At 64.7% G+C, this 25,812-nt stretch carries 23 protein-coding genes; 13 read left to right on the forward strand and 10 right to left on the reverse strand.

Annotation, left to right across the window (positions count from 1 at the left end; genetic code table 11):
* Positions 1–110: 110 nt before the first annotated feature.
* The gene (locus tag H7A12_13050; protein MCP5321733.1) at positions 111–1,115 is read left to right on the forward strand and encodes an NAD(P)H-dependent glycerol-3-phosphate dehydrogenase; all 1,005 of its coding nucleotides are present in this window, start codon (positions 111–113) and stop codon (positions 1,113–1,115) included.
* 21 nt (positions 1,116–1,136) lie between these two features.
* Here the strand turns inward: H7A12_13050 and H7A12_13055 are convergent, their stop codons facing one another.
* A complete protein-coding gene (locus H7A12_13055; protein MCP5321734.1) occupies positions 1,137–1,691 on the reverse strand; it encodes a cytochrome b in 555 nt (184 codons plus the stop codon).
* 211 nt (positions 1,692–1,902) lie between these two features.
* Here H7A12_13055 and H7A12_13060 point away from each other — a divergent pair, with 211 nt between their 5' ends.
* A complete protein-coding gene (locus H7A12_13060; GenBank protein MCP5321735.1) occupies positions 1,903–3,198 on the forward strand; it encodes an NAD(P)/FAD-dependent oxidoreductase in 1,296 nt (431 codons plus the stop codon).
* 403 nt (positions 3,199–3,601) lie between these two features.
* Here the strand turns inward: H7A12_13060 and H7A12_13065 are convergent, their stop codons facing one another.
* Positions 3,602–3,805 carry a DUF2892 domain-containing protein gene (locus tag H7A12_13065; protein MCP5321736.1) on the reverse strand — a complete coding sequence of 68 codons (204 nt, stop codon included), beginning with the start codon at positions 3,803–3,805 and terminating at the stop codon, positions 3,602–3,604.
* Between the two features lie 129 nt (positions 3,806–3,934).
* On the opposite strand from H7A12_13065, the gene H7A12_13070 reads away from it, so the two are divergent.
* Positions 3,935–4,684 (forward strand): SDR family oxidoreductase, encoded by a 750-nt coding sequence (locus tag H7A12_13070; protein MCP5321737.1) that lies wholly within the window; start codon positions 3,935–3,937, stop codon positions 4,682–4,684.
* A gap of 47 nt (positions 4,685–4,731) precedes the next feature.
* Here the strand turns inward: H7A12_13070 and H7A12_13075 are convergent, their stop codons facing one another.
* Positions 4,732–7,851 (reverse strand): transglycosylase domain-containing protein, encoded by a 3,120-nt coding sequence (locus H7A12_13075; GenBank protein MCP5321738.1) that lies wholly within the window; start codon positions 7,849–7,851, stop codon positions 4,732–4,734.
* A 208-nt stretch (positions 7,852–8,059) separates the two neighbouring features.
* Here H7A12_13075 and H7A12_13080 point away from each other — a divergent pair, with 208 nt between their 5' ends.
* From H7A12_13080 to H7A12_13095, 4 genes are all read left to right on the forward strand, one after another.
* On the forward strand, positions 8,060–9,856 hold the full coding sequence (locus H7A12_13080; GenBank protein MCP5321739.1) for an aminopeptidase P family protein: 1,797 nt from the start codon (positions 8,060–8,062) through the stop codon (positions 9,854–9,856).
* 10 nt (positions 9,857–9,866) lie between these two features.
* Positions 9,867–10,622 carry a hypothetical protein gene (locus H7A12_13085; protein MCP5321740.1) on the forward strand — a complete coding sequence of 252 codons (756 nt, stop codon included), beginning with the start codon at positions 9,867–9,869 and terminating at the stop codon, positions 10,620–10,622.
* 21 nt (positions 10,623–10,643) lie between these two features.
* A complete protein-coding gene (locus tag H7A12_13090) occupies positions 10,644–12,539 on the forward strand; it encodes a potassium transporter Kup (protein ID MCP5321741.1) in 1,896 nt (631 codons plus the stop codon).
* 115 nt (positions 12,540–12,654) lie between these two features.
* Positions 12,655–13,788, forward strand: a complete 1,134-nt coding sequence (locus H7A12_13095) for a phosphotransferase family protein (protein ID MCP5321742.1) — start codon at positions 12,655–12,657, stop codon at positions 13,786–13,788.
* 78 nt (positions 13,789–13,866) lie between these two features.
* Here the strand turns inward: H7A12_13095 and H7A12_13100 are convergent, their stop codons facing one another.
* The gene (locus H7A12_13100) at positions 13,867–14,355 is read right to left on the reverse strand and encodes a DNA starvation/stationary phase protection protein (GenBank protein ID MCP5321743.1); all 489 of its coding nucleotides are present in this window, start codon (positions 14,353–14,355) and stop codon (positions 13,867–13,869) included.
* Between the two features lie 154 nt (positions 14,356–14,509).
* On the opposite strand from H7A12_13100, the gene H7A12_13105 reads away from it, so the two are divergent.
* The 4 genes from H7A12_13105 to H7A12_13120 all read left to right on the forward strand — a co-directional run bounded on the left by H7A12_13105 (position 14,510) and on the right by H7A12_13120 (position 19,265).
* Complete coding sequence (locus tag H7A12_13105) at positions 14,510–15,433, forward strand: hydrogen peroxide-inducible genes activator (GenBank protein MCP5321744.1); 924 nt, start codon at positions 14,510–14,512, stop codon at positions 15,431–15,433.
* Positions 15,434–15,575: 142 nt separating this feature from the next.
* Complete coding sequence (locus H7A12_13110; protein MCP5321745.1) at positions 15,576–16,559, forward strand: MarR family transcriptional regulator; 984 nt, start codon at positions 15,576–15,578, stop codon at positions 16,557–16,559.
* Complete coding sequence (locus H7A12_13115) at positions 16,556–17,683, forward strand: HlyD family secretion protein (protein MCP5321746.1); 1,128 nt, start codon at positions 16,556–16,558, stop codon at positions 17,681–17,683. The genes H7A12_13110 and H7A12_13115 overlap by 4 nt, the downstream gene beginning before the upstream one ends.
* A complete protein-coding gene (locus tag H7A12_13120) occupies positions 17,670–19,265 on the forward strand; it encodes a DHA2 family efflux MFS transporter permease subunit (protein ID MCP5321747.1) in 1,596 nt (531 codons plus the stop codon). Before H7A12_13115 ends, H7A12_13120 begins: the two co-directional genes overlap by 14 nt.
* A 14-nt stretch (positions 19,266–19,279) precedes the next feature.
* Here H7A12_13120 and H7A12_13125 read toward each other — a convergent pair whose 3' ends face one another.
* The 6 genes from H7A12_13125 to H7A12_13150 form a co-directional block, all read right to left on the reverse strand.
* Positions 19,280–19,792 (reverse strand): C40 family peptidase, encoded by a 513-nt coding sequence (locus H7A12_13125; protein ID MCP5321748.1) that lies wholly within the window; start codon positions 19,790–19,792, stop codon positions 19,280–19,282.
* A 4-nt stretch (positions 19,793–19,796) separates the two neighbouring features.
* Positions 19,797–20,285 carry a DUF456 domain-containing protein gene (locus tag H7A12_13130; protein MCP5321749.1) on the reverse strand — a complete coding sequence of 163 codons (489 nt, stop codon included), beginning with the start codon at positions 20,283–20,285 and terminating at the stop codon, positions 19,797–19,799.
* Between the two features lie 32 nt (positions 20,286–20,317).
* Positions 20,318–20,893: a 1-acyl-sn-glycerol-3-phosphate acyltransferase gene (locus tag H7A12_13135; protein MCP5321750.1), complete on the reverse strand. Its 576-nt coding sequence runs from the start codon at positions 20,891–20,893 to the stop codon at positions 20,318–20,320.
* A 48-nt stretch (positions 20,894–20,941) separates the two neighbouring features.
* Positions 20,942–21,418 (reverse strand): VOC family protein, encoded by a 477-nt coding sequence (locus H7A12_13140; protein MCP5321751.1) that lies wholly within the window; start codon positions 21,416–21,418, stop codon positions 20,942–20,944.
* Positions 21,419–21,565: 147 nt separating this feature from the next.
* Positions 21,566–22,699, reverse strand: a complete 1,134-nt coding sequence (locus H7A12_13145) for an acyl-CoA/acyl-ACP dehydrogenase (protein ID MCP5321752.1) — start codon at positions 22,697–22,699, stop codon at positions 21,566–21,568.
* 32 nt (positions 22,700–22,731) lie between these two features.
* On the reverse strand, positions 22,732–23,919 hold the full coding sequence (locus tag H7A12_13150; protein MCP5321753.1) for an acyl-CoA dehydrogenase family protein: 1,188 nt from the start codon (positions 23,917–23,919) through the stop codon (positions 22,732–22,734).
* A 249-nt stretch (positions 23,920–24,168) separates the two neighbouring features.
* Between H7A12_13150 and H7A12_13155 the strand changes: the two genes are divergently transcribed.
* Together H7A12_13155 and H7A12_13160 are read left to right on the forward strand one after the other, a co-directional pair.
* Positions 24,169–24,603, forward strand: coding sequence for an OB-fold domain-containing protein (locus H7A12_13155; protein ID MCP5321754.1), 435 nt, complete (start codon positions 24,169–24,171; stop codon positions 24,601–24,603).
* Positions 24,604–24,619: 16 nt separating this feature from the next.
* Positions 24,620–25,807 carry a lipid-transfer protein gene (locus H7A12_13160; protein ID MCP5321755.1) on the forward strand — a complete coding sequence of 396 codons (1,188 nt, stop codon included), beginning with the start codon at positions 24,620–24,622 and terminating at the stop codon, positions 25,805–25,807.
* Positions 25,808–25,812 lie beyond the last annotated feature (5 nt).

The following is a 25,812-nucleotide window of genomic DNA, read 5'->3' on the forward strand; positions in this document are numbered from 1 at the left end:
ATTGCCTTCCGTGGCAGACCCAGGCCCCGTCCCACCAGCACCTGTCCTTGCAGCCACACCTGACAGCGGGCAATACTGCGCCGAGAAGCCATAACGGATGACAGACAGGAATGAGACGGATGCGGGTCGGACTTCTGGGCGGCGGGTCGTGGGGCACCACGGTCGCATCACTGGTCGCTCGCAACGCACCGGCCCTGCTGTGGGCCCGCGATGCAGCCACCGTGGACGAGATCAACTCACGCCACACCAACGAGAAGTATCTGCCGGGGGCCCGACTGAATGATGGCCTGCGTGCAACCAGCGACATCGGCGAGGCGATCATCGATGCCGATGTGGTCGTGGTTGGCGTGCCGTCGCAGTACTTTCGCAGTGCGCTCGAGTCGATCCGCCCGCACATCCGGCCATGGGTGCCGGTGATCAGTCTCGCCAAGGGCCTCGAAACACCGAGCGGCAAGCGCATGACCGAAATCATCGCCGAAGTCCTGCCCGAGCATCCGGCCGGCGTGCTCACCGGCCCGAACCTTGCGCGCGAGATCATGGCAGGCTCCGCCGCCGCCAGCGTGATCGCGATGGAGGACCAGACGATCAACCGGGCACTGCAGCGCCTGTTCAGCAGCGGCCTGTTCCGCGTCTACACCAACGACGACGTGATCGGTTGCGAGCTCGGCGGGGTACTGAAGAACGTGATCGCGATCGCCGTCGGCATGGGCGACGGCCAGGGCGCCGGAGACAATACCCGTGCGGCCCTGATCTGCCGTGGCCTGTCGGAAATCACGCGTCTCGGCGTGGCGATGGGCGGCAAGCCGGCGACCTTTGCCGGACTCGCGGGCGTCGGTGATCTGGTCGCGACCTGCACCAGCACGCAGAGCCGCAACCGCCACGTCGGCCTGGAACTCGCGCGCGGACGCACGATCGACGACGTCGTGGCCGGCATGTTCATGGTCGCCGAGGGCGTCAAGAGTGCGCCGGTCGTGATGGCGCTCGCCGAGCGTCACGGCGTCGACATGCCGCTCGCGCGCGAGGTCCATGACGTGGTGCGCGGACGCAGTACCGCCCGCAAGGCGTTCCGCGGCATGCTGCGCACCTCAGCCGGCGCCGAATCCGAAGCCGGCTGAGCGAACCGTCACCAGCAGATCTCAGAGGGAACTGCGCTTGGCAGGCAGCATGCGCAGCAGCGTGTTGTCCTTCATGAAGTGATGATGGTACAGCGCGGCGACTGCATGCAGGCCGATCAGGTAATAGCCGAACTCGCCGACTGCCTTGTGCACGTCCTCGATCCGCTCGGCGAGCGCCTTGTCCGGACCGATCAAGGGCGGCAACTCCAGCCCGAAGAACGGCACCGGCTTGCCCTTGGCACTGACGATCAGCCAGCCGGCGATTGGCATGGCGATCATGAACACATACAGCGCAAGGTGCATCAATCGTGCGGCGAGCTCCATGCCGCGCCCCATCGGCGGCCTGATCTGCGGCGTGGGACCGGAGAAACGCGCCGCGATGCGTACGATGACCAGCAGTAATACCGAAATGCCGAACATGAAATGCAGCGCTTTCATCAGTTCGCGCGGATCGCTCCCCTTGGGGAAAAACTCCCGCAGCTCGATCAGCGCATAGACCAAGACAAGCAACAGCAGCATCAGCCAGTGCAGCCCGATCTGCAGCGAACCATAACGTTCCGTCGAATTTCTCCACATGCTTGCATCCCCTTTCCCGTTTTTTGAATCGCTGCCGATTATGCCCATATGACGGCCTGGGCAACCAGATGCGAAGTGAGCGCAATCGTGCACCGGGAGCATTAAGGCCCGATTAAGCAAGCACGCGCAGCCGGCCCCATGCGCGCCGTGCCGGCAAAGGCGTATCATCGAAGCCTGAATCGATAAGCGGCAGCGCGAGGAGGAACGGACAATGGCGAAGATCGTGGTACTCGGGGCCGGGGTGGGTGGAATGCCGGCAGCCTACGACCTGAAGCGCGCAGTTGGCGCCCAGCACGAGGTCACACTGGTCAACGCGAGTCTGCATTTCCAGTTCACACCGTCGAACCCGTGGGTGCTGGTCGGCTGGCGCAAGCCCGAACAGGTACTGGTGCCGATCGAGCCCGGGATGAGCAAGAACGGCGTGCGCTTCATCGCGCAGACGGTGACGCGAATCGATGCACAGCGAAACCGCCTCGTGCTCGGCAACGGCAGCGAGGAGGCGTACGACTACCTGGTGATCTGCACCGGACCACAACTCGCGTTCGACGAAATTCCCGGTACCGGTCCCGACGCGCATACCCACAGCGTCTGCACCACACCGCATGCCGAGCGCGCTGCAGCGGCCTACGAACGCTTCCTGCGCGACCCCGGACCGATCGTGGTCGGTGCGGTGCAGGGTGCGAGCTGTTTTGGCCCGGCCTACGAGATGGCGATGATCCTCGATACCGACCTGCGCCGGCGCAAGCTGCGCGATCGCGTGCCCATAACCTTCGTCACCAGCGAACCTTATATCGGGCACATGGGGCTCGGCGGGGTGGGCGATTCCAAGAGCCTGCTCGAGTCCGAACTGCGCCAGCGCCACATCCGCTGGATCACCAACGCAAAGGTTCAGGAAGCAACACCGACATCGGTGCGCGTGAGTGAGCACGACGACACCGGACAACCACGACGCGAACACGATCTGCCATCACGCTTCACCGTGCTGATCCCGGCGTTCCGCGGGGTCGAGGCCGTCGCCGGCGTCGAAGGCCTGTGCAACCCGCGCGGCTTCGTCCTGATCGACGAACACCAGCGCAACCCGACCTGGCGCAACATCTTCGCCGCCGGCGTCTGTGTCGCGATCCCACCGGTGGAAAGCACACCGGTTCCCACTGGCGCACCGAAGACCGGCTACATGATCGAGTCGATGACCAGCGCGATCACGCACAACATTGCCGCCGACATCGCGGGCAGCAGCGCAGACGCACGTGCCACCTGGAACGCGATCTGTCTGGCCGACCTCGGCGACGACGGGGTCGCCTTCGTCGCGGTGCCGCAGATCCCGCCGCGCAACGTCACGTGGGCCAAGCGCGGCAAGTGGGTGCACCTGGCCAAGGTAGCCTTCGAGAAGTATTTCATGCGCAAGATGGCAACCGGCAACACCGAACCGGTCTACGAGAAATACGTATTGAAGGTGCTCGGCATCGAACGCCTGAAGCCGGACTCGCACGACCAGAACCCGCACTGACGAAATAGTGGTCGAATGTCGCCGCTGGACGGGCGCCACCAGCGCGGCGAGCAGGCTGTCGGTAGCCACCACCTGCGATGGCGGGTGGCCGGTGTCCACGAAGTCAATGATCTGCGGTCCGTCTTGCTGGTTACGCAGAGATCCTGCACCAGCCCGATCAACCCCGGACGGTCGAAGCCCGCGAGCTTCGCCTTGACGTCGGACCAGGTGGGTTTGCTGCGCACAGTCATCGTCGGTCATCCTCGAACGGTGGGATCCAGGGCACCGGCTCAGGCATGAGCAGATTCCGCAGTGGAGCGGGTGTCGCGTACCAGGCGCACATACCGACGACGCAGCGCTGCATTTCGCACGCCCTGACCCGCACGGACGGCCACATCATCGTATCAATGTGGCACAACGGCGATCAGTGAAACGCTTGTCCTGGCGCGATGCCGAGCTTGCGTGCGGCCAGCGCGGCCGGGCAAAAGCCGGTAATCGAGGACTGCAGCAGGTTGAATCCGACGAAGGCCGTCAGCAAGTACCAGTACGGATGTACCCACGTTCCGAGCGCAAGGCTCAGCAGCACCATCACACCCGCAAAACCAAGAATGAAGCGATCGATGTTCATGACAGGCTCCAGTGGAATCGACGATGCGTATATTAGTGATTGCTAATATCAATGCAAGCGCTGCCCCGTCGCATGGCTGATCGGCCTCGTGTATAAGAGCGTGCAAATCCTTCTGTCGGAGTTCTCTCGATGCAGCGATTGCAAGACAAGCGGATCATCGTCACGGGCGGAGCCGGTGGCATCGGCAACGCGGCGGTGCGCCTGTTCGCGGCCTGCGGCGCGCGGGTCGCAACCACCCATCACGAACGCACGCCCGAGTTGCCGGCCGGCGTAGTCTCGACGCACTGTGACATCACGGATCGTGCCGAAGTCGCACGCGTATTCGACGAACTCGCCGGAGCGCTTGGTGGCCTGGATGCGCTGGTACACGCAGCAGGCCGCCACGGCAGCACTCCCGCACATGACGTGACCGACGAGGACTGGGACACCCTGTTCGACGCCAACGCGCGCGCCACGGCGTGGACCAACCAGGCAGCGTTCCAGCACCTGCGCGAACGCGGCGGCTCGATCGTGAACATGGGTTCGGTGGAAGGCGTGCGCGGCTTCGCAGGCAACGCGGTCTACGCGGCCTCGCGCGGTGCCGTGATGGCCTGGACGCGCAGCGTCGCGCTCGAATGGGGGCGCTGTGGCGTACGCGTGAACTGTGTGGCACCCGCGATCCATACCGAAATCTTCGAGCGCCAGCGCGCCGCACTTGATCCGGCAACGCTCGCCGCAATGGACGCACAGCTTGCGGCGATGATCCCGCTCGGCGGCAGGATGGGCGATGCGCTGCGCGACCTCGCGCCGGTGCTCGTGTTCCTGGTCAGCGATGATTCACGCTTCGTGACGGGCCAGACGCTGGCGGTAGATGGCGGCCTGATGATGCTCGGCTCCTGAAAGGCCGGTGCACAAGGTGCGACCTGACTGCAGGCAATGACGAAGGGTCACTCGCTCACGGGGGCGTCGAGCAGCGGGGCCAGCGTCGGCATCAGCGCGCCGAGCACGCGCACCGGCAGCCCGCTGGTGAATTCGTAGCGCGCCGCCGCAGCGCCGGGGACAAATGCGGTGATCGTGCCGAAGAAACGATCGTCGATCAGGAACACGAAGGTGGCCACGCGATTCACCACACGCGATTCGATCAGTCGACCTCGTCCCGCGTAGACTTCGAAACGGTGATCACCGGTACCGGTCTTGCCGCCGACCAGATGCCGCGAACCGTCGGGGCGCCCCAGAGAGGACTGCAGCGCACGCGCAGTGCCGCTGGCAACCACGTCGAGCAGCGCAGCATGCACTACCGCGGCGACTTCCGGGCGCAGCACCGCTCGGCCGGGATCCGGCTGCACCGAGTGCACGACCTCGTACGGCGTGTCGGCAGCGAAATGCAGGCGCGTGACCACACGCGACGGGTAACGCACACCATCGCTCACGATGATGCCCATCAACTCGGCGAGTGCCGCGGGGCGGTCGCCCGAGCTGCCGATCGCCGTGGCGAGCGACGGCGTCAATGACGCAAACGGATAACCCAGTGTGCGCCACTGCGCGTGCAGCTCCTGGAACGCTTCGATCTCGAGCAGGTCGAGGATGCGCCGGTCCTGGGCACGTCGGCGGCTGGTCTTCATCAGCCACGCATAGACCTCCTGACGAACCTCTGCGCCGGCTGCCAGCATCTGCGCCTCGCTGGCGTCCGGGTGCTGGCGCAGATAGTCGATCAACCACAGCTCGAGCGGATGCACGCGGGCAAGATAACCGCGATCGTTGAGATTGAATTTTTCCGGTGCGTAACGCTCGCTCAACGTCGCCAGTTCCGCCACCGAAGGCACGTCATCCGGCAGGTGACGTTCGAACCACGGTCGCAGGCCTTCGGCATCCAGCTCCGGGTGCACCGAACGTACGCTCACGATCAACGCACGTTTCGTGACCCGCACGCCGTCGAGCAGGGTGCGCAGCGCTTCGTCACTGCTCTTGCCACGGTACTTGTTGTAGAAGCGGCGCAGGAACACGGTTCCCTCACGATCGGCGAAGCGGTGCAGGTACTCATCGCGTCCCGGATCGCTTGCATTCTCCAGCAACCGTGCCGTGGTCGACGGTGCGCGATACATGTAGTGATCGACGATCTCGCGCATCATGCGTATGAACACCAGGTTCACCGAGCGGCGCATCGCTTCCGCAACGTCGAGTACCGCGTTGTTGTCACGCCGCTCGAAATTCCCGAAACGGTGCACACCGCCGCCGGTATAGAACGCCTGCCCCGTCGACGCCGAATAGCGCCGATGCATGGCCGCCTCCAGTGTGTCGCGCAGCGTGGCATGCGGGTTTGCTGCCAGGTACTCGTACACCCAGATGCTCAGGCGGTCGCGCGGGTGCAACGCGGCGCGCGCCTGCTGCAGATCTGCAGCCGCCGCAGCCTCGCTCCACGCATCGGCGATCAGCCCGAGCCAGCTCACCAGCGTGCGCAACTTCGCGGTAGAGCCAAGGTCGAGTCGCGCGCCGGAGTTGATGTCGAGCGGCTGGTCGAGGTTGTCGGCATTGATCCGCAGACGATTCATGCCGCTGCCGCGTTCATAGAGCGTAAGGCTGTAGATCACTCGCGTCGGGTCATTGGCCCGCAGCAACCGTTCGCCGTCGAGACCGAGCGCGCGGATCCGCTCCGGATCCGCCAACCCGTGCAGGAACTCGGTGACTTCGCGCTGTACTCTGGCATCGAGCGTGGTCGTGGCCACAAGATCGAGGCGATCGAGCTCGTACAGACTGCTCACGCCGAGCAGCGACAGCAGCTTGTTGCGCGCCAGGTTGAGTCCCTTCTGATGCGTGAAGTCAGGCACCGGGGAGTCCGCCACGCGCGCCTGCAGGTCGAGCGACACGCGCTGTGCAGCGGCCGCCAGCTCAGCCGGTATCACGCCCTCGGAACTCATACGCCGCAGATAGCTGTTGGCAAGCGCCTCCAGTGCTGCGCCGTCGCCGCCAAGGTAATGGCTTGGCCGGCGTACCGCGAGAATCAGCGCCAGTACCCGCTTGTAGTGCAACGCACGCGCTCCAAGTGGCGCAGCCGCATCTGCAAGCACACGGTTGCTCTGCGCGAAGTCGCCACCGAACCACGCCTCGATGCCGTCGCCAAGGCTCGAGACCTCGCCGTAACCACGCTGGGCGGCGAGCGGCAACGCGTTCAGGTAATCGAGCACCAGACCCTGGCGGGCCGCCAGGGTCTGCTCGCCCTGACGATAGACCCGCAGGCTGGCCGAAGCCATCTGCAGCAGTTTGTCGCGTGCATCGTGCGTGATCCCGTCAGGCGAGTGCCGGAACTTCTCCAGTTGCGTGGCGAGTGTGCTGGCGCCGACCACCTTCTGATCGCGTCCCAGTGATTTGGCTGCCTGCTGTCCGATCGCCACCGCCATGCGTTCCCAGTCGACGACCGGATTCAGATTCGGGCGCGAGGGATCGAGCAGTTCACGATCCTCGACGTAAAGCAGCGTGCGCGCCACCAACGGTGGAATCGCCGAAAATCCGGGATAGACGTTGCGAGGGTACAGCGCACGCTGGATGTGCAGACCCGCGGCATCGTCGAGCTGCAATCCTGCCCGGGTCTTTTCCGGGTAGACGTTGAACAGCCCCTGCGCCGCGAGTTCGCTCATGCGCCTCGACGGCACCGCCTGACTGGTGATCGCAAAGCCGGCCCGCTCCAGGCGTTGCCCGAACCCAGGAAGCCGCGCATACCCAAGGCGTACGTCATAAGGACCCCGATCAGGAGGTAACGGTTCACGCGCCGGACCAGGCTGGAGCCGGTAGCTGATCGAAGCCGCGAACTCGCTCAGCCAGTGCGCCTGCCAGCGCGAATGGCGCATCTCCTCATGACCGAGCCGGACGAGCACAACGAGCGCACCGAGCAGGATCACACCCGAGGTGATACGCAGCAGCGAGGCCAGCACGCGCAGCCACCGCCGCCTGCGACGAGGCGGGGCGACGAAAGGTTTGCTCGCCGCCGCCCGGCGCGGCAATGCCACGCCGTGCTGGTCCAGCAGTGGAACCCGGTACAAGCGTTGGATCGATCCGATCACGGGCACGTGCATCCTGCTGAGTAGCTCCACGGCAAGTCTAGTACGCGTGTGGCACGGGTGCCGGCCGGCAGCGACGCTTCGTCAACAGCGGCGCCCTTGTCAGCAGCGGCGCCTTTCACGAGCCCGGCCGCTACCGCTACACTCCGCGACCCCACTTGGCAAGGATCCGGGCAATGATCGGGCTGCTCGACACCATGGCCACCGGCACGGATGCAATCGCATGAAAGATACGATCGCGATGCGGCTGGCGGCGGTTCGCGCAGCAATGCGCGAGGAGCGCATCGACGCCCTGGTGGTACCGCACGCCGACGAGTATCTGGGCGAGTACCTGCCCGAGCACAACCAGCGGCTGCGCTGGCTGAGCGGATTCGACGGTTCGGCCGGAGTCGCGATCGTGCTGGCAGATGCCACCGCGATCTTCGTCGACGGCCGCTATACGGTACAGGTACGTCAGCAGGTACCCGGCGAGTTGTTCGAGTACCACCACCTGCTCGACGAACCGCCCGTCGCATGGCTGGCCGAACACCTGCCCTCGCGCGCCGGCGTCGGCTACGACCCGCGCCTGCATACCGCCGCGTGGCGCAACGCCAGCGAGACAACCCTGACGCGTCGTGGTGTACGGCTGCTGGCGCTGCAGGGAAACCTGCTCGACGCCTGCTGGCACGATCGGCCGCCGGCGCAGGCACGACCGGGACTGCTGCTCGGCGACGAGCTCACCGGTCGATCAAGTGTTGCCAAGCGTCGTGACGTGGCAGCAACGCTCGCAGCGCACGGTGCCGACGCGGCGCTGATCTTCGCCCCCGACTCGGTGGCGTGGCTGCTGAACATGCGTGGACACGACGTACCGAACCTGCCGCTGGTACTCGCGCATGCACTGCTGCGCGCGGACGCGAGCCTCGAGCTGTTCGTCGATGTGCGCAAGATCCCGGCGGGTTTCAGCGCCCACGCCGGTGACGGCGTGCGTGTACTGCCCGAGGACGCACTGGACGCCGCGCTGCAGCGCCTTGCCGGCAGGCGCGTCCTGCTGGACCCGGAAACCACAAATGCATGGTGCCGGCTGCGCCTCGAAGCACACGGCGCGACCATCGTCGAAGCGGCCGATCCTGTGTTGCTGCCGAAGGCCTGCAAGAATGCCGCCGAGATCGCCGGCATGCGCGCCGCCCACCGCCGCGACGCGGTTGCGATGGTACGCTTTCTGGCCTGGCTCGACGCCGAACTCGACGCCGGCCACCTGCACGACGAAGCCACCCTCGCCGAACGGCTGTACGCGCTGCGAGCCGCGGGCGAGCGTTTTCAGGGCCTCAGCTTCGACACCATCTCGGCGGCTGGTGCCAATGCCGCGCTCTGTCACTACCGGCACAGCGACAACACGCCCGGCCGCCTGACTATGGACACGGTCTATCTGCTCGACAGCGGCGCCCAGTACCTCGACGGCACCACCGACATCACGCGCACGATCGCAATCGGCAATCCAGGCAGCGAGGTACGTCGCCTCGCGACGCTCGTCATGAAGGGACACATCGCACTCGCCTGCGCCCGTTTCCCGCAGGGTACCAGTGGCAGCCAGCTCGACGTGCTCGCACGACAGTTCCTGTGGCAGCACGGCTTCGACTACGACCACGGCACCGGCCACGGCGTGGGCTGCTTCCTCAGCGTGCACGAGGGGCCACAGCGCATCGGCAAGGCCGGCAACACGGTGGCACTGCGCCCGGGGATGGTGCTCAGCAACGAGCCGGGGTATTACCGCGAGCAGGAATTCGGCATCCGCCACGAAAACCTCCTGCTCGTCACCGCAGGAACCACTCCGGCGGACGGAGAGCGTGCGATGCACGGCTTCGAGACGCTGACGCTGGTGCCATTCGAGCGCCGTCTGCTGGAATCCGGACTGCTGACGGAGCACGAAACAGCGTGGCTGGATGACTACCACCGGCGGGTACGTGAGGCACTGATGCCGCTGCTCGACGCAACCGACCGCCAGTGGCTGGAGCGTGCAACGCGCCCGCTCGGGTCAGCGTGAACCCGCACTGATGGAGTCCTGTCCTCGTTGTGGCCATCGGCGCAGTCGCACCGACGACCACGTACACCCCGGCGTCTGCCCCGCCTGCGGCATCGCGTACGCAAAGTGGCAGCGCACACACAGCAGCCAGCGAATCGGAGAAAACCAGCCTCCAGTGCCACTCCGCCAGCAGGAAGCCGGCGCCGAGGCAACGCTGCTCGAACGTCTGCGACTGCAACTGAGCGAGGTGCCGGAGACGGTCGACACCCTGGCGTTCGCCGCACGCGCGCTGTTGCTGGCTTTCCTGGCTGCCTGGAGCGTGTGGTTTATCGTGCACGGCATCGACGCAGTCACGATCGGCAACTCCTTCCTGCACGGTGTGGACCTCGCATTTCACGAGTTCGGACACCTGTTCTTCCGCCCGTTCGGCGAGTTCATGACGATCCTCGGTGGCAGCCTGTTCCAGATCCTGCTGCCGCTGACGTTGCTCGCAGGATTCGTGCTGCGGCAGCGCGACAATTTCGCCGCTGCCGTGACCCTGTGGTGGTGTGGCCAGAACTTCATCGATCTCTCGCCTTACATCCGCGATGCCGAGTACCGCGTGCTGCCCCTGGTAGGTGGAGGCGAGGAAAGCCACGACTGGGGCAACCTCCTCGAGCGCCTCGATGCGATCGGGAGTTGCCATATACTGGCGCGCAGCAGCTTCACGATCGGCACGCTGCTGATGCTGCTCGCACTCCTCTGGGGTGGCTGGCTGCTGTGGCTGCAGCGGGTGCGCCTGCATTGAACACCACCGGGGAATGAACGGATGGCCGAAGCAACAACCCCTACCGAACGGCAACAGAGTCTCGCCGCCATGTCGGTGGCGGCGATGGGTGTGGTGTATGGAGACATCGGGACCAGCCCGCTGTACACGATGAAAGAGGTATTCTCGAACTCGCACCACCCGGTGCCTGCCACGCCGGACAACGTGCTCGGCATCCTGTCGCTGGTCTTCTGGGCGATGACGATCACGGTCTCGCTGAAATACGTCGTTTTCATCATGCGTGCGGACAACCGTGGCGAAGGGGGCATCATGGCCCTGACTGCGCTGGCACTGCGCGTGGAAGACCTGCACCCGCGTGCACTCGGTGCACTGTCGCTGCTCGGCATCTTCGGCGCGGGGCTGTTCTACGGCGATGCGGCGATCACGCCGGCACTGTCGGTGCTGTCGGCAATCGAAGGCCTGGAGGTCGCCACGCCGGCGTTCAAACCCTACGTCGTGCCGATCGCCATCGGCATCCTGATCGCACTGTTCATGTTCCAGCGTCGGGGCACCGCGAGTGTTGCCGCGTTATTCAGCCCGGTGATGCTGTTCTGGTTCGCGACGCTGGCGCTGCTCGGACTGTGGAACATCGCCGAACACCCTTCGGTGCTGATCGCGATCAACCCGTGGTACGCGCTGCACTTCTTCAGCACCAGCCCGATGACTGCATTCCTCGCGCTGGGCGCGGTGGTGCTGGCAATCACCGGCGGCGAGGCGCTGTATGCGGACATGGGACATTTCGGTCGGCGCCCGATCAAGGCCGCGTGGCTCTATTTCGTGTTTCCGGCGCTCTACATCAACTACCTCGGCCAGGGCGCGCGAATCCTCGCCGAGCCCGCCGCGATCATCAATCCTTTCTTCATGTCGGCCCCCGCGACGCTGATCTATCCGCTGGTCACCCTCGCCACCGTCGCCGCGATCATCGCCTCGCAGTCGGTCATCTCCGGCGCCTTCTCGATGACCAGTCAGGCGATCCAGCTCGGCTACGCACCGCGCATCGGGATCCGGTATACATCGGCACAGGAAAAGGGCCAGATCTACATCCCCAACATCAACTGGCTGCTGCTGATCGCCGTGCTGTCACTGGTGCTGATGTTCCGCACCTCCTCGGACCTGGCCTCGGCCTACGGGATCGCGGTCACGATGACGATGATGATCGATACCATGCTCGCCTTCGTCGTCGTACGTGCACTCTGGGGCTGGTCGTGGTGGCTCGCGGTGCTGTTCCTGGCATTTTTCGTCAGCGTCGACTTCGCATTCTTCTCGGCCAATGCGGTCAAGATCCTCGACGGGGGCTGGTTCCCGCTGGTTCTCGGCTCTGCGGTGTTCATCCTGCTCGCAACATGGAAGCGCGGGCGCACGCTGCTTTACGAGAAACTCATGCAGGATTCGATGCCGCTCGATGCGTTCATCACCAGCCTGTCCTACGGCAGCCCGCACCGCGTCGAAGGCACCGGGGTCTTCATGACGGCCAACCCGGACGGCGTACCACGCGCAATGCTGCACAACCTGCTGCACAACAAGATACTGCACCGCACGATCGTGCTGCTGAACGTGTTCGTCGAGGATGTGCCGTACGTTGCGGAAAGCGAACGCGTCAGGGTCGTCGCACTGCCCGAGGGCTTCTACCAGGTGCTGGTGTGGTACGGCTTCAAGGACGAACCGAACATTCCGGCTGCACTGGAGAAATGCGCGGCATACGGATTGAAATACGAACCCATGGAAACCTCGTTCTTCCTCGGTCGCGAGACGATCGTGCCTCGCGCACGGGTAGCGCGCATGCCACGCTGGAGACAACTGCTGTTCACGTTCATGTTCCGCAACGCCGAACCGGCGACCGCATACTTCAAGATCCCGCCGAACCGCGTCGTCGAACTCGGCACCCAGATCGAACTCTGAACTGCAGGCAGATCACGCGAGCGGCGACACAACCCCATTACGGTTTCATCAGGATTGCCCCGCCAGCACGGGTTCGGCACTATGCTTGGCTTCCAGCGCCCCTGAGCCGGAGACCCTGTCCGTGGAGTTCGATCCCAACGCCGCCCGCCCAAAAACCTCGACGCGCAATCGCGAGCATCTCGAACAGAGGCTGCGCACGTGGCTGCACCACAAGCTCGGCCCCGACGCGCAACTGTCGGAGTTCTCGTCACCGCAAGGAACCGGGATGTCGAGCGAAACGCTGCTGTTCGATCTCACGTGGCGCGAGGGCGGAGCGGCGCATTCGCTCAGCTGCGTGGCACGGCTGCCGCCGGACGCGGGTTCGGTGCCGGTCTTTCCGGAGTACGATCTGGCGAAACAGTTCGAAGTGATGCGGCTCGCGCGCGAACGCTCGGAGGCACCGGTACCACGCGTACTCTGGTACGAAGGCGATGCATCGAAGCTTGGCGCCCCGTTTTTCATCATGGAGCGCGCTGTCGGTGAAACACCGCCGGATATTCCACCGTACGTATTCGACTCATGGTTGCTGCGCGCCGAGGCAACGGACCGCAGTCGCCTGCAGCACAACGCCATCGACGTGCTGGCAAAACTGCATGCAATCGAACTCTCGGCAACGGATCTCGCGTTGCTGCGTCCACGCGAATCCGGAGCTTCGCCACTGCATCGACACGTAGCCGCACAACGCGCCTATTACAACTGGGTGACTGCCGACGGGATCCGTTCTCCGCTGCTGGAGCGGGCGTTTGCATGGCTGGAACGACACTGGCCGCACGAAGAGGGGCCGGAAGTCCTGAGCTGGGGTGACGCACGCATCGGCAACATGCTGTTCGTGGACTTTGCACCGACTGCGGTGCTCGACTGGGAGATGGTCGCCACTGGCCCGCGTGAACTGGACCTCGCGTGGATGGTTTTCATCCACCATTTTTTCCAGGACTTTGCGCCCATGGTCGGCGCGCCCGGACTGCCCGACATGATGCGCCTCGACGAAGCGGCCGACTGTTACGAAAGACTGAGCGGACACCGCCCGCGCGACATGGAGTTCTACACGCTGTATGCGGCACTGCGTCACGGGATCGTGATGTTCCGCATCGGGCGCCGCCAGGCGCACTTCGGTGAAGGAACGATTCCCGCCAACCCCGACGAGATGATCCTGCACCGACGCGCGATCGAGTCGATGCTCGAAGGCAACTACTGGGACACGCGCCGCTGAGCAGCGCTGCGCCGACGCGCTGCGCTGCTCGGGCTGTCGTGGATCAACGGTCCCGGCACGCGAGGCGCGCGTCATCCTTCAATCGAGCAGACTGCGCAACATCCAGGCCGTCTTCTCGTGTACCTGCAGCCGCTGCGTCAACAGATCCGCCGATGGCTCATCGTGGGCCCCGGCCGCCAGCGGAATCAGCCCGCGTGCAGTGCGGATCACGGCCTCCTGACCATCTACCAGCTTTGCGATCATCGTCATCGCGTCCGGCGTCGCGGTCTCCTCTTCGATCGACGTGAGTTCCAGGAACTCGCGGTAGGAACCTGGCGCGCGATGACCAAGCGCCCGGATGCGCTCCGCGATCTCATCGACGGCAAGCGCGAGTTCGTTGTACTGCTGCTCGAACATCTGATGCAGCGTGTTGAACATCGGCCCGGTGACGTTCCAATGGTAGTTGTGCGTCTTCAGGTATAGCGTGTAGGTGTCGGCCAGCAGCCGTGACAATCCGGCGGCAATCTCGGCACGCCGCGCTTCCGGAATGCCGATATCGATCGATCTTGCAGATACCTTCCTGCTCATGGCGGTTCTCCTCCATTCATGCATGCACGCACGAAGGTGCGTAGGCACGAGCGCATGATGACAGCAGGCAATAAAAATGTGAAACAGATTGTGTTTATACTTTCGTTTCATTGAATCAATGAATCAATGAATCAATGAATCAAAGGATGCCGACATGAGCTATCTGCCGACGCTGCGCCAGTTGCGTTACTTCCTTGCACTGACCCGCCACAAGCATTTCGGTCGTGCTGCCGATGAGTGCAATGTCTCGCAGTCGGCATTCTCGATTGCAATTCGCGAGCTCGAGACCCAGCTCGAACTTTGCCTGGTCGACCGCACTTCGAAGCGTGTGACCATCACGGCGACCGGACAGGAAATCGCGACGATCGCGCGCCACTGCCTGAACGACGCAGAGGAGCTCGTCGAGTTCGCACGCAGGGAGCGGACCCCGCTCGCCCGTCGCATCCAGCTTGGGGTCATCCCGACGATCGCACCATTCCTGCTGCCCCGGCTGATGCCGCAAATAGCCGGGGCATTCCCGCAGATGAAACTGTACCTGCGCGAGGACATGACGGAAAACCTGCTCGCTGCACTGGCCGAGGGTCGCCTCGATGTACTGCTGCTCGCTCTTCCCTGGGACCTCCCGCACGCGGAAATCCTGCCTCTGTTCCGTGACCCGTTCCGGCTTGCCTGCCGTAGCGGTTCATCCCTGCTCGAATCCGGGCGCGTCCGCGCCGACCGGCTTCCGGCGGAAAGCGTGCTGCTGCTGGAGGACGGGCACTGCCTGCGCGATCACGCGCTGTCGGCATGCCGGCTACGGCAACCCGATCGCCTGAACCGGTTCGCTGCCAGCAGCCTGTTCACGCTGGTACAGATGGTCGCTGCAGATCTGGGAGTGACCTATCTGCCAGCCATGGCAGAGGGTTCGTCGTTGCTCGATGGCACCGGCATCGTCACCCACGCCCTGGACGCCCGAGCCTACCGTGATATCGGCCTGGCATGGCGCGAGGGCAGCGCCCGCGCAGACGAATTCCGCGAACTCGGCACGCTGATCAACGCCTGCCGACCGGCTGGGGTACTGGATCTGCCTGGCCTCTGAGCGGATTTCCGGCAACACGGGTTCCGGGCAACCGAGGCCCTCATGCCATCCAGCCTGTTGCACAAGGATTCCAAAATGTAACTCGACTATATAGTCACCTATGTATATCGTATACATAAGTTACTAATCACCTGCCAACCATATGGCCCACCCTGAACTGGACCACAGTTGCGGATTCCTGATCCACGACACAGCCCGACTGATCCGGCGTCGCTTCGATCTGGCGATTCGCGACATTGGTCTGACCCAGGCCAAATGGCGGGTGCTCGCGACGCTGCGTGACAACCCCGGCATCTCACAGTCCGAACTGGCCGAACGACTCGATATCGAACGCGCACCGCTCGGTTCGGCACTGGCCTGGCTGGAACACGCTGGCTGGATCCGGCGTGCAGCCGATTCCGGGGATCGCCGCATCCGCCGCGTCCACCTGCTCGAGGAAGCCGGTCCGACCCTGGACCGGATGAACGAGCGCTTTCGCAGCGTTGAAAACCATTATCTGCGTGGCTTCGACAGCGACGAGATCGCCCTGATGCTCGCGAATCTGCGCCTGATTCGCGACGGCATGCGTGGTCCCAATCCTGCGGATCGCCCGCAGAGCACCATCACGCCTCTTCAAGCGAGCACATCGCAGTCCGATACTGCACAGGCACAGCCAGCCGATGCGACCGGGGAGACTTATATCCGTCTGCTGTTCGAATGTGCACGACTGCTGACCCGGCGTTTCGACGTGCGCCTGGCCGAGCTGGGATTCACACGCAACCAGTGGCTGGTGATCAATACCGTGTACCGTCATGAAGGCCTGCGACAATCGGCAATCGCCGAAGCCACCGAGATCCGCCCGGCAGCGCTGGGCCGCCTGATCGATTCGCTGCAGTCCGATGGCTGGCTCGAGCGACGGACCGACCCCCGTGACCGTCGCGCCAACCGTCTGTTCCTCAGCCCGCGTGCCCGGCACCTGCTCGCCGGCATGCACAAGCGCTTCGAACTGCTGCACGCAGGGCTGATGCGCCCACTTGGCGCACTGCGCCAGCAACATCTCGCCGCAACACTGGCCTGGATCCGCCAGCGCCTGCTCGAACAGACCCCGCAAACCCACGAACCACGACGCGCCGGAGCCGAACGATGACCACACCGACACCTGAGCCGCAGGCAGCCGCGACCGGGATGATCGCGAGCAACCGTGCCGTACGCCGACGCCGCCTTGCCATCGCCGCGATCGTGGTCTGTCTCGTCGGGGGCGCCTGGTGGGTCCACCAGCGCTACACGCACATCTACAGCGAGGATGCCCGCGTCGCAACCGACATGATCGAGGTCAGCGCCAAGCTCGCCGGACAGATCACGAACCTGGCGGTGTCGCAGGGTGATCGGCTCGAACCGGGCATGCTGATCGCCCGGACCGACGATCGCGCGGCGCAGTTCGCACTCGGCGAACTGGAAGCCCAGCATCAGACGATGCTGTCGACCTCCAGGCGACTCGAAGCACAGATCGATATGGTCGATATCGAGTCGGGAGGGCGACTCAGTGCAGCGCGCTCGCAACTCTCCGCTGCCGAAGCCTCGCTGAAGTCCGTCGCATCGGATCTCGACTTCAAGCGCAACGAATGGGAACGAGCCCAGTCGCTGCGTGCGCGCCAGATCATCTCGCAGCAGCAGTGGGAGAACGCACGCAACGCCTTCCACCAGTCCGAGCAGCAGCACCAGCGTGCACTGGCGGAAGTGGCGAGCGCGCGCGCCAACGTGACTGCGACCGAGGCATCGCTGGGCCAACTGAAAGTGTTGCGCAACGAGCTCGACGGCAGCCGGCATGAACTCGAGCGCATCACGATGTCGATCGACAGACAGAAGGTGATCATCACGGATCTGCGCGTCACCAGCTCGGTCGGCGGCATCGTCGACGAGACCTTCGTGCACCAGGGCGAATTCGTCGTTCCCGGTCAACGGCTGCTGCTGATGCACGACCCGGCGAACATCTGGATCGATGCAAACATCAAGGAAACGGACATCCGCCATGTCGTGCTTGGTGCACCGGTCGCAATCAGCGTCGACGCCTACCCCAACCGCAAGTTCAACGGCCAGGTGATACGCATTGGCAACGCGGCCACCAGCCAGTTCTCGCTGCTGCCGAACACCAATCCGAGCGGCAACTTCACAAAGGTCACACAGCGCCTGCCGATACGGGTATCCATCGAGCAGTCCGGCGAGTTGCTGCGCCCGGGCATGATGGTCGAGGTGGCGATTGAAATCCGCTGAAACCCTCGAAAGCTACCTTGCGACGCTGCCGCCGAACCCGGCGTTCAGCGAGCTTTTCCGCACCTGGGGAATCCATTACCGCTGGTTCGCGGTGGGAACCATCGTCGCCGGCAACATCGCAGCGATGCTCGCCGGCACGATCATCAACGTCGCGATTCCGAACATCATGGGCGCCTTCGGCATCTCGCAAACCGATGCCCAGTGGCTCTCCACGGCCAACCTGACCGCATCGACGGTCGCCATGCTCACCAGCAGCTGGCTGGTACGCACGATCGGCATGCGCGACACGACGCTGCTCGCCATGCTGCTGTTTCTCGCCGGCTCCGTGCTGGGAGGCACGGCCGGCAGCACCGATGTGATGATCTTCGCGCGCGCCATGCAGGGCGTTACCGCCGGCCTGCTGACCCCGCTCTCGATGACGATCATCTTCCAGGTGTTCCCGCCCGGCAGGCAGGGACTTGCGATGGGCACCAGCGCCGTTGGCGTGATCCTCGCACCAACCATTGGTCCGGCGATCGGAGGTCTGCTGATCGATGCACTGAACTGGCGCTACGTGTTCTTCCTCGGCGTTCCCTTCTCGCTGCTCGCCATCATCTGTACGTTTGCGTTCCTGCCGGGTCGTACAGGCGGAGCACGAATTCCGTTCGACTGGAACGGCTTCCTGCTGCTGAATGTTGCCCTGGTCGCACTCCTGGTGGGGCTCAGCAACGGACAGCGGGAAGGATGGGATTCCGACTACATCATCAGCTGCCTGGTCGTTGCCGCCGTCTTCTCGGCGTGCTTCGTCTGGTGGCAGTTGCGTGTGGAGTATCCCTTGCTCGACCTGGGACTGTTCGCGAACCGCCAGTTCGCGATCATGGCGCTGAACGGCTTCGTGTTCGGCGGCGGACTGTTTGCCTCGTCGTACCTGGTGCCACTGTTTCTGCAGATGGTGCAGCATCTGTCGGCGACCTCCGCGGGAGCGCTGATGATTCCCCCCGGCATCGCCATGCTGCTGCTGTTCCCGTTCGCAGGCCGCCTCGCGGACACCATGGACCATCGCGTACTGATCGGCAGCGGCATCCTGTGCAGCGCGGTATCCTTCTGGCTGATGGCCGGCGCCGACGCCAACACCGCGTTCTGGACCTTCGTCTGGTGGAACGTGCTCAACCGCATTGGTGTTTCACTGGTGATGCCGGCGATCCAGATGGGCGCGATGACGCACATCGAAGTCAGCCGTCTGACGCAGGCTTCGGCGTCGTTCAACTTCATCCGCCAACTCGGCGGAGCCTTCGGTGTGAACCTGATGTCGGTGGCGCTCGATCGCAGTACCGCGCAACACGCCGACTACCTGCTCTCCACCCAGACCTGGGGCAGCGGCGACACCCTGCAGACACTGGGCCTGCTGCGCCAGCTCGCGCTGGCGATCGGCTACAGCGGCACCGAGGCATGGAATGCCGCCCGCGCCCTGCTGCAGGGGCTGGTGCAACAGGAGGCGCTGGCTGCCGGTTTTCGCGACGCATTCGGTATCGTCGTGGTGGCATTCCTGCTGACGCTGATCCCGACGCTGATGCTCGGATCGAAGCGCCCGAGGCCCGCCTGAGCGCTGGCCACCGCTCAGGGCGGGACGCGCACTGCGTGCGTGAACCGTGCTCCCCAGTAACCATCGTCGAGTCGTGACAGCATCACTCCCGCGCGGGTGGAAACGTGCAGGAACTGGCGCTTGCCGAGGTAGATGCCGACATGGCGTTCGCGCGCGGTCGTGTCGAAGAATACGAGGTCGCCGGGACGCAGCCGCGCATCACCGACGAGCCTTCCGGCATGACGTTGTGCACTCGTATCGCGCGGCAACGCGATGCCGAAGCGCTGCAGATAGGTGAGCTGGATGAAGCCTGAACAATCGGTGCCTTCACGCGTGTTGCCGCCAAGGCGATACGGCACCCCGGCCCAGTCGAGATACTGCGCCAGCAGTGCGGCGCGCGTCGCCTCGCTGTCGGCCAGCGAGACCCGCCCGGGTAACGGTGCATGACGGTAATCCTGCGCCGCAGGCGACTGCTCGCGCTCACCCAGCCCGCTGCAACCCGCCAGCAACAGCGCCAACAACGACAAGACGGCTGCAACACAACGCATCGGCTCAGCCCGCCAGACGCATGAAAAGATAGATGCCGAGCATCGCGATCGCCAGCGCAACCTTTACGGCTGCCCCCAGCACCAGTCCGATCGTCACGCCCACACCCGCGCGTCCGGCTTCGGACCAGGTGCGGCGCGCGCTGAGTTCGCCGGCCACCGCACCGGCCAGCGGGCCAAGCACCACTCCGGGAATGCCGAAGAACACACCCACCAGCGCACCCAGCACCGCTCCGGCGGCAGCCTGCGGCGAGGCACCGAAACGCTTCGCACCGAACGCACCCGCTGCAAAATCGACCGCGACGACCATCCCCGCAAGCAACACCAGCACTGCCAATGTACCCACGCCAGCGTACCTGAAATCCTCGATCCATGCCGCCATCACCAGTCCGGCGAGCAGCAGCGCCGCACCGGGCAGCACGGGCAATACCAGTCCGGCCAGGCCCCCGACGACCAGGGCCACCGCCACGACCCAGAGCAGGATCACCGGATCCATACCCGGTCACCCGGACCCGTCGATGGTGGTGGTCACGGCGACTGATTCGCCGGGATGCGGCCGGTGAACTGGCGGTACCAGGCACGTATCCGTGCAAGGTCGCGCTCGTGGTCACCGCTCAGTTCTGCCACCGGCCCGATGTGCAGCAGCCGGTCCGGGTAGTGCCATGCCACCTGCACCACCGGCAGGCGGGCGAGTTCCGCCACCCGCAGAAAGCCCGTCTTCCATGTCTCCACACGCGAGCGCGTACCTTCCGGCGTGATCACCATCACGATCTGCTCGGCCTCGCAGACGCGCGTCGCGACCTCCTCGACCAATCCTGCCGGGGCGCCGCGATCGGTGGGAATGCCACCCGATGCGCGCAGAAGCACCGACAGGGGCCAGACGAACAGCGTGTCCTTGATCAGGTAGTTGATGCGAACACCGAGCGCGAGCATCGCGAACATTGCGATCACCCAGTCCCAGTTCGAGGTGTGCGGCGCAGCGATCACGAGCAGCCTGCGCTCGTCGGGCAGATTCCCGGTCACACGCCAACCGAACCAGCGTAACAGCGTACGGCCCACCCGCCGCGTGAGTGCATTACCGGATCGCGGTACGCTGGCAGGCAACTCCGGCACGATGTCTTCGTCGGGGCGCGTTCCGGCGTATCCGGCCATTCAGGGCTCGTGCGGCATCTGCAGGAATTCGATCACCAGCGGATCACCGGCCCGCTCCAGATACGCGAACACGATGTCCGCCGACCAGCGCTTGTACCAGAACGGTGTGTAACCAAGTGGACGCACGCGCTCGATCCACGCATCGGTGTCCTCGACACGGAACTGCAGGTGGTGGATTCCCTCCCTGCCCGCCTGGATGAACTCACCATGCGGACTCTCGCCACCACACCACTGGATCAGCTCGATTTCGATATCACCACTGCGACCGAACGCCATGTCCAGCTTCACGTCACACAGCCGGCCACGGAACAACGCCTGTGACACCGATCCGTCCATCGTGTGGAACGGACCGAAAAACGGCTCATACAGGCTCATCGCCCGCTCCAGATCGCGCACCACGAAAGCGACCTGGCTGACTGGTGGAAAACCTTCGATCGGGGCTCGTGGTGTGGCCGGGCTGTTCGTCGTCGTTGTCATTGCGCCTCCCGCTCATGTTCTCGCCAAGGACAGTGCATCGAACTTCATGTGCCACGTCCCGGTGACGGACCGAAGTGGCGCTCGATCACATGCGCTGCGGATTGTTGCCCTCCGGTGACGATGACGCAAGTACGCCACCTGCCACCTTCAATCCACCATCGTCTCGCCGCGCGCACAGCGCTCACCCAGACTCGCGAGTCGCGCCGCGGTCGAACCGAGCGTCAATTCGTTGTGCCGTGCCCACAGGCAGTAACGCCAGGGAGCGTTGGCACGATCGACGCCGGCACCGCCATGCAGGTGCTGCGCGGTGTAACTCGTGCGGTGCCCCACGTCGCCGGCCCAGATCTTCGCGATATCGACTTCGACCGCAGCCGGTGAGCCACTGGCGAGCAGCGCCGCTGCCTGCCAGGTCGTCAGACGCAGGCACTCGACGTCGATGAAGCGATCCGCCGCGCGGTTGCCTACGGCCTGGAAGGTCGCGATCGGCACGCCGAACTGCTTGCGCTCCGAGGTATACGCCGCCGTCTGGCGCAGCAGCGTGTCGGTGACACCGAGCTGATGTGCGCACAGTGCGACCGTCATGTGTTCCACCGCGTGACGCAATACGTCGGCACCATCGCGCGGACCCGCGAGCACATCGTCGGCAGTGACCGCGACATCGTCCATCACCAGCAACGACTGCGGCTCGTAGCTGCTCGTCTTCATCGGCACCAGCGTGACGCCGGGAGCGCACGGATCCACCAGCAACACCACCACGCCGTCGTCGCCTGCCGCTGCCAGCAGCACGCGATCGGCACGGTGCGCAAACGGCACGGCGAATTTCTCGCCGCTGACCCGGTAGCCCGAACCGTCACGGCGAGCGTGCACAGCCGGCGCAGCGAAATCGCGTGTGGATTCCTCCTCCAGCGCAGCGGTAAGCACGATCTCGCCACGCGCGGCGCGCGGCAGCAGGCGCTCCTTCTGCGCGTGCGTGCCGAAACGCAGCAGAGGCGCCAGCACGCCACCCAGGTGAACCGCAAGCGGCAGCGGGGCAATGCTGCGTCCGGCTTCTTCCATCAGCAGCGCCACCTCGAAAAAGCCGAAGCCCATGCCACCATACTCTTCAGGCACTGCGACTCCGAGCAAGCCGGCCTCGGCCAGTTTCGTCCACAGGCCCTGGTCGAAGCGTTCTGCGGCGTAGTTGTCGGAGGAAGCGAGCGTGGCTGCCGAGACCTGCTCACCGAGTATCCGACGCGCGAGACTCTGGATGTCGCGCTGCTCTTCCGAAAATCCGAAATCCATGCTGTAGCCCTCGCTGCAAGTCTTGCTGCCGTTCAACGTGCCGCACGCGGCATCCACAGGCCGGCGGCAGAAATGATGTCGCGTTGCACTTCGTTCGCGCCGCCGCCAAAGGTCAGGATCGATGCGGTACGGTAGAGCAGCTCGATGCGCGCACGCGCAACTGCGCCGACCTCCGAGTGGCGGCTGACCAGCGAGGCCTGCCCGACCACCTCGCCGAGCAGGCGGTAGAGCTCGACGAAAAACTCCGAACCGTAGACCTTGACCGCAGACGCATCGGCCATCTGCAGCGTGCCCTGCGTCATCGCCCACGCCTGCCGGTAACACATCAGCTTCAGCGCTTCGATGCCCGCGCGCGCGCGCGCCAGGTTCGCCTGCACCCAGGGCAGATCCGCCACACGCGAGCCATCGGCGAGCTGCGTATCGATCGCCCATCGCGTAATGGTGTTCAGCAGCACAGCGGTCGGCCCGTAGTTCATCAGGCTCAGCCGTTCGCGGTTCAACTGCCCGGTGATCAGCTTCCAGCCGCCGTTCAGCTCACCGACCAGCTCGCGGCGCGTCACGCGTACGTTGTCGTAATAGGTCGCGTTGGTGCGCACACCCCCGAGCGTATGCACCGGCGTGCAGCTCCAGCCGGGGGAGCTGGTGGAAATCAGGAACATCGAAATGCCCTTGTGGCGCTTCGATGCGTCGGGATCCGTGCGCACCGCGAGCCACACGTATTCACTGATATTCGCAAGACTGGTCCACATCTTCTGCCCGTTGATGAGCCAGCCGTCGCCATCCGGCACCGCTGTGGTCTTCAGTGCTGCGAGATCGGTACCGCAGCCCGGCTCGGAATAACCGATCGCGATGCACAGATCACCGGACAGTATCTTCGGCACGATCTCGGCACGGTGATGGTCGTTGCCGTGTTCGGCCAGCGTCGGGCCGATCGACTCCGAAGTCAGGAATGGGAACGGAAAGCCTGCACGCATCACCTCCTCGACGAAGATGAACTGTTCGAGCGGCGTCATGCCGCGTCCACCCAGCTCCTTCGGCCAACCGGTGCCGATCCAGCCGTCGCGCCCCATCCGGCGCATCGCGGCCTTCCACAGCGGGCCACCGCCTTCGCCGGGATTCACCTCGAGCTCCTCGGCAAGTTCAGGTGTGATCAGCTCCCGGAAATACGCACGCAACTCCCGACGCAGCCCTTCCTGCTCCGGCGTGAACTCCATCCGCATAGCGCACTCTCCCCTGTTTCCCGCCCTGCGCGAAGTGGCTGATCCTGCGCCGGGGAATGGCGATGCACAAGCCGCAAATGGGGTCAGTGCACGCTGACAAAACGGATCAGTACACCCGCGTACGGTTGCTGGGGTACGACGCCGGGATGTATCCTTCGCGCTCATTCCGACGCGGCTTTTCGCTGCGCCCCGATCACCTACCAGCAGCCGCAGCGGCGCGATGCCGCGAACGGCGTGCGGAGCAGACGCATGAGTGCAAGACCCCGAGTCGCTGCCCTGGAAGGCTGGTTCACGCTCGACGAGCATGAACCGCGTCTCCTCGGCTCGCGCTGCCGCCATTGCGGCACCTGTTACTTCCCGAAGCAGACCACGTACTGCCGCAATCCGGCCTGCGACAGCAGCGAATTCGACGAGGTGCCGTTGTCGCGGCGCGGGCGCGTCTGGTCGTGCACCAATGCCGAATACAAGCCGCCCGAGCCCTACGTGTCACCCGATCCGTTCGAGCCGTTCACGATCGCAGCGGTCGAACTCGAGGCCGAACGCATGGTCGTCCTGGGTCAAGTCGTGAAAGGTGTCGCAGTGAGCGATCTGCGCGTCGGACAAGAGATGGAATTGGTGCTCGACACGCTCTACAGCGACGCGGACAGCGACAGACTCATCTGGAAGTGGAAGCCCGTCGGCTGAGAGGAGACACAGGCACATGAGCAAGGAAATCGCGATCCTCGGCGTCGGCATGCACCCGTGGGGCAAATGGGGGCGCAACTTCGTCGAGTACGGACTGCACGCGGCACGGGCAGCGATAGCCGACGCCGGTGTGCGCTGGCAGGATATCCGCTTCGTTTCCGGCGCCGCGACGATGCGCTGCGGCTACCCGGGCTACGTTGCCGGCGCGACCTTCGCACAGGCACTCGGCTGGCAGGGTGCGGAGGTGAACACCTCGTATGCAGCCTGCGCCTCCGGATCGCAGGCACTGGCCGCAGCGCGTTCGAAGATCCTCGCCGGCGAATGCGAAGTCGCACTGGTCGTCGGCGCGGACACGACGCCGAAGGGTTTTCTGGCTCCGGCCAAGGGCTATCGTCCGGATGACCCCGACTGGGTCCGCTTTCTGATCGGCATCACGAATCCCAGCTACTTCGCGCTCTACGCGCGTCGCCGCATGGATCTTTACGGCGATACCGAGGACGATTTCGGCCTGGTCAAGATCAAGAACAGCGAGCACGGTTTCACGAACCCGAACGCGCGCTACCGCAAGAAGTTCACGATGGACGACGTGCACGCGTCACCGATGGTCGCGCATCCATTGCGACTGCTGCAGATCTGCGCGACATCCGATGGCGGCGCGGCGCTGGTGGTCTCGAGCCTCGACTACGCGCGACGCATCGGTCGCGGCGACGCGGTGCGCGTGGCCGCGATCTCGACCGTCACCCCGACCTTCGCCAACGAAGTGCTCGAGATGCCCGACATCGCCACCGACTCCGCAGCGGCTGCAGCGGTCGAAACCCATCGCTTCCGCGCGTCGATACCCACGAAGGCGTACGAAGAAGCAGGGATAGCGCCGCAGGACGTCAACGTCGCCGAAGTCTACGACCTGTCGTCTGCGCTCGAGCTCGACTGGATGGAAGACCTGCAACTCTGCGGGCGCGGTGAGGCAGCAAGTCTGGTACGCACGGGTGCGACGCGTATCGGCGGGCGCATCCCGGTGAACCCCTCGGGCGGGCTCGCGTGCTTCGGCGAAGCGGTGCCGGCACAGGCACTCGCGCAGGTCTGCGAACTCACCTGGCAACTGCGTGGTGCGGCCGGTGAACGCCAGGTCGAAGGCGCGCGCGTCGGCATCACGGCCAACCAGGGCCTGTTCGGGCACGGCTCGTCGGTGATCGTGGCGCGTTGAGCACG

The sequence above is a fragment of the Pseudomonadales bacterium genome (genome assembly GCA_024234165.1).
In the GTDB taxonomy this organism is placed as follows: domain Bacteria; phylum Pseudomonadota; class Gammaproteobacteria; order Pseudomonadales; family UBA5518; genus UBA5518.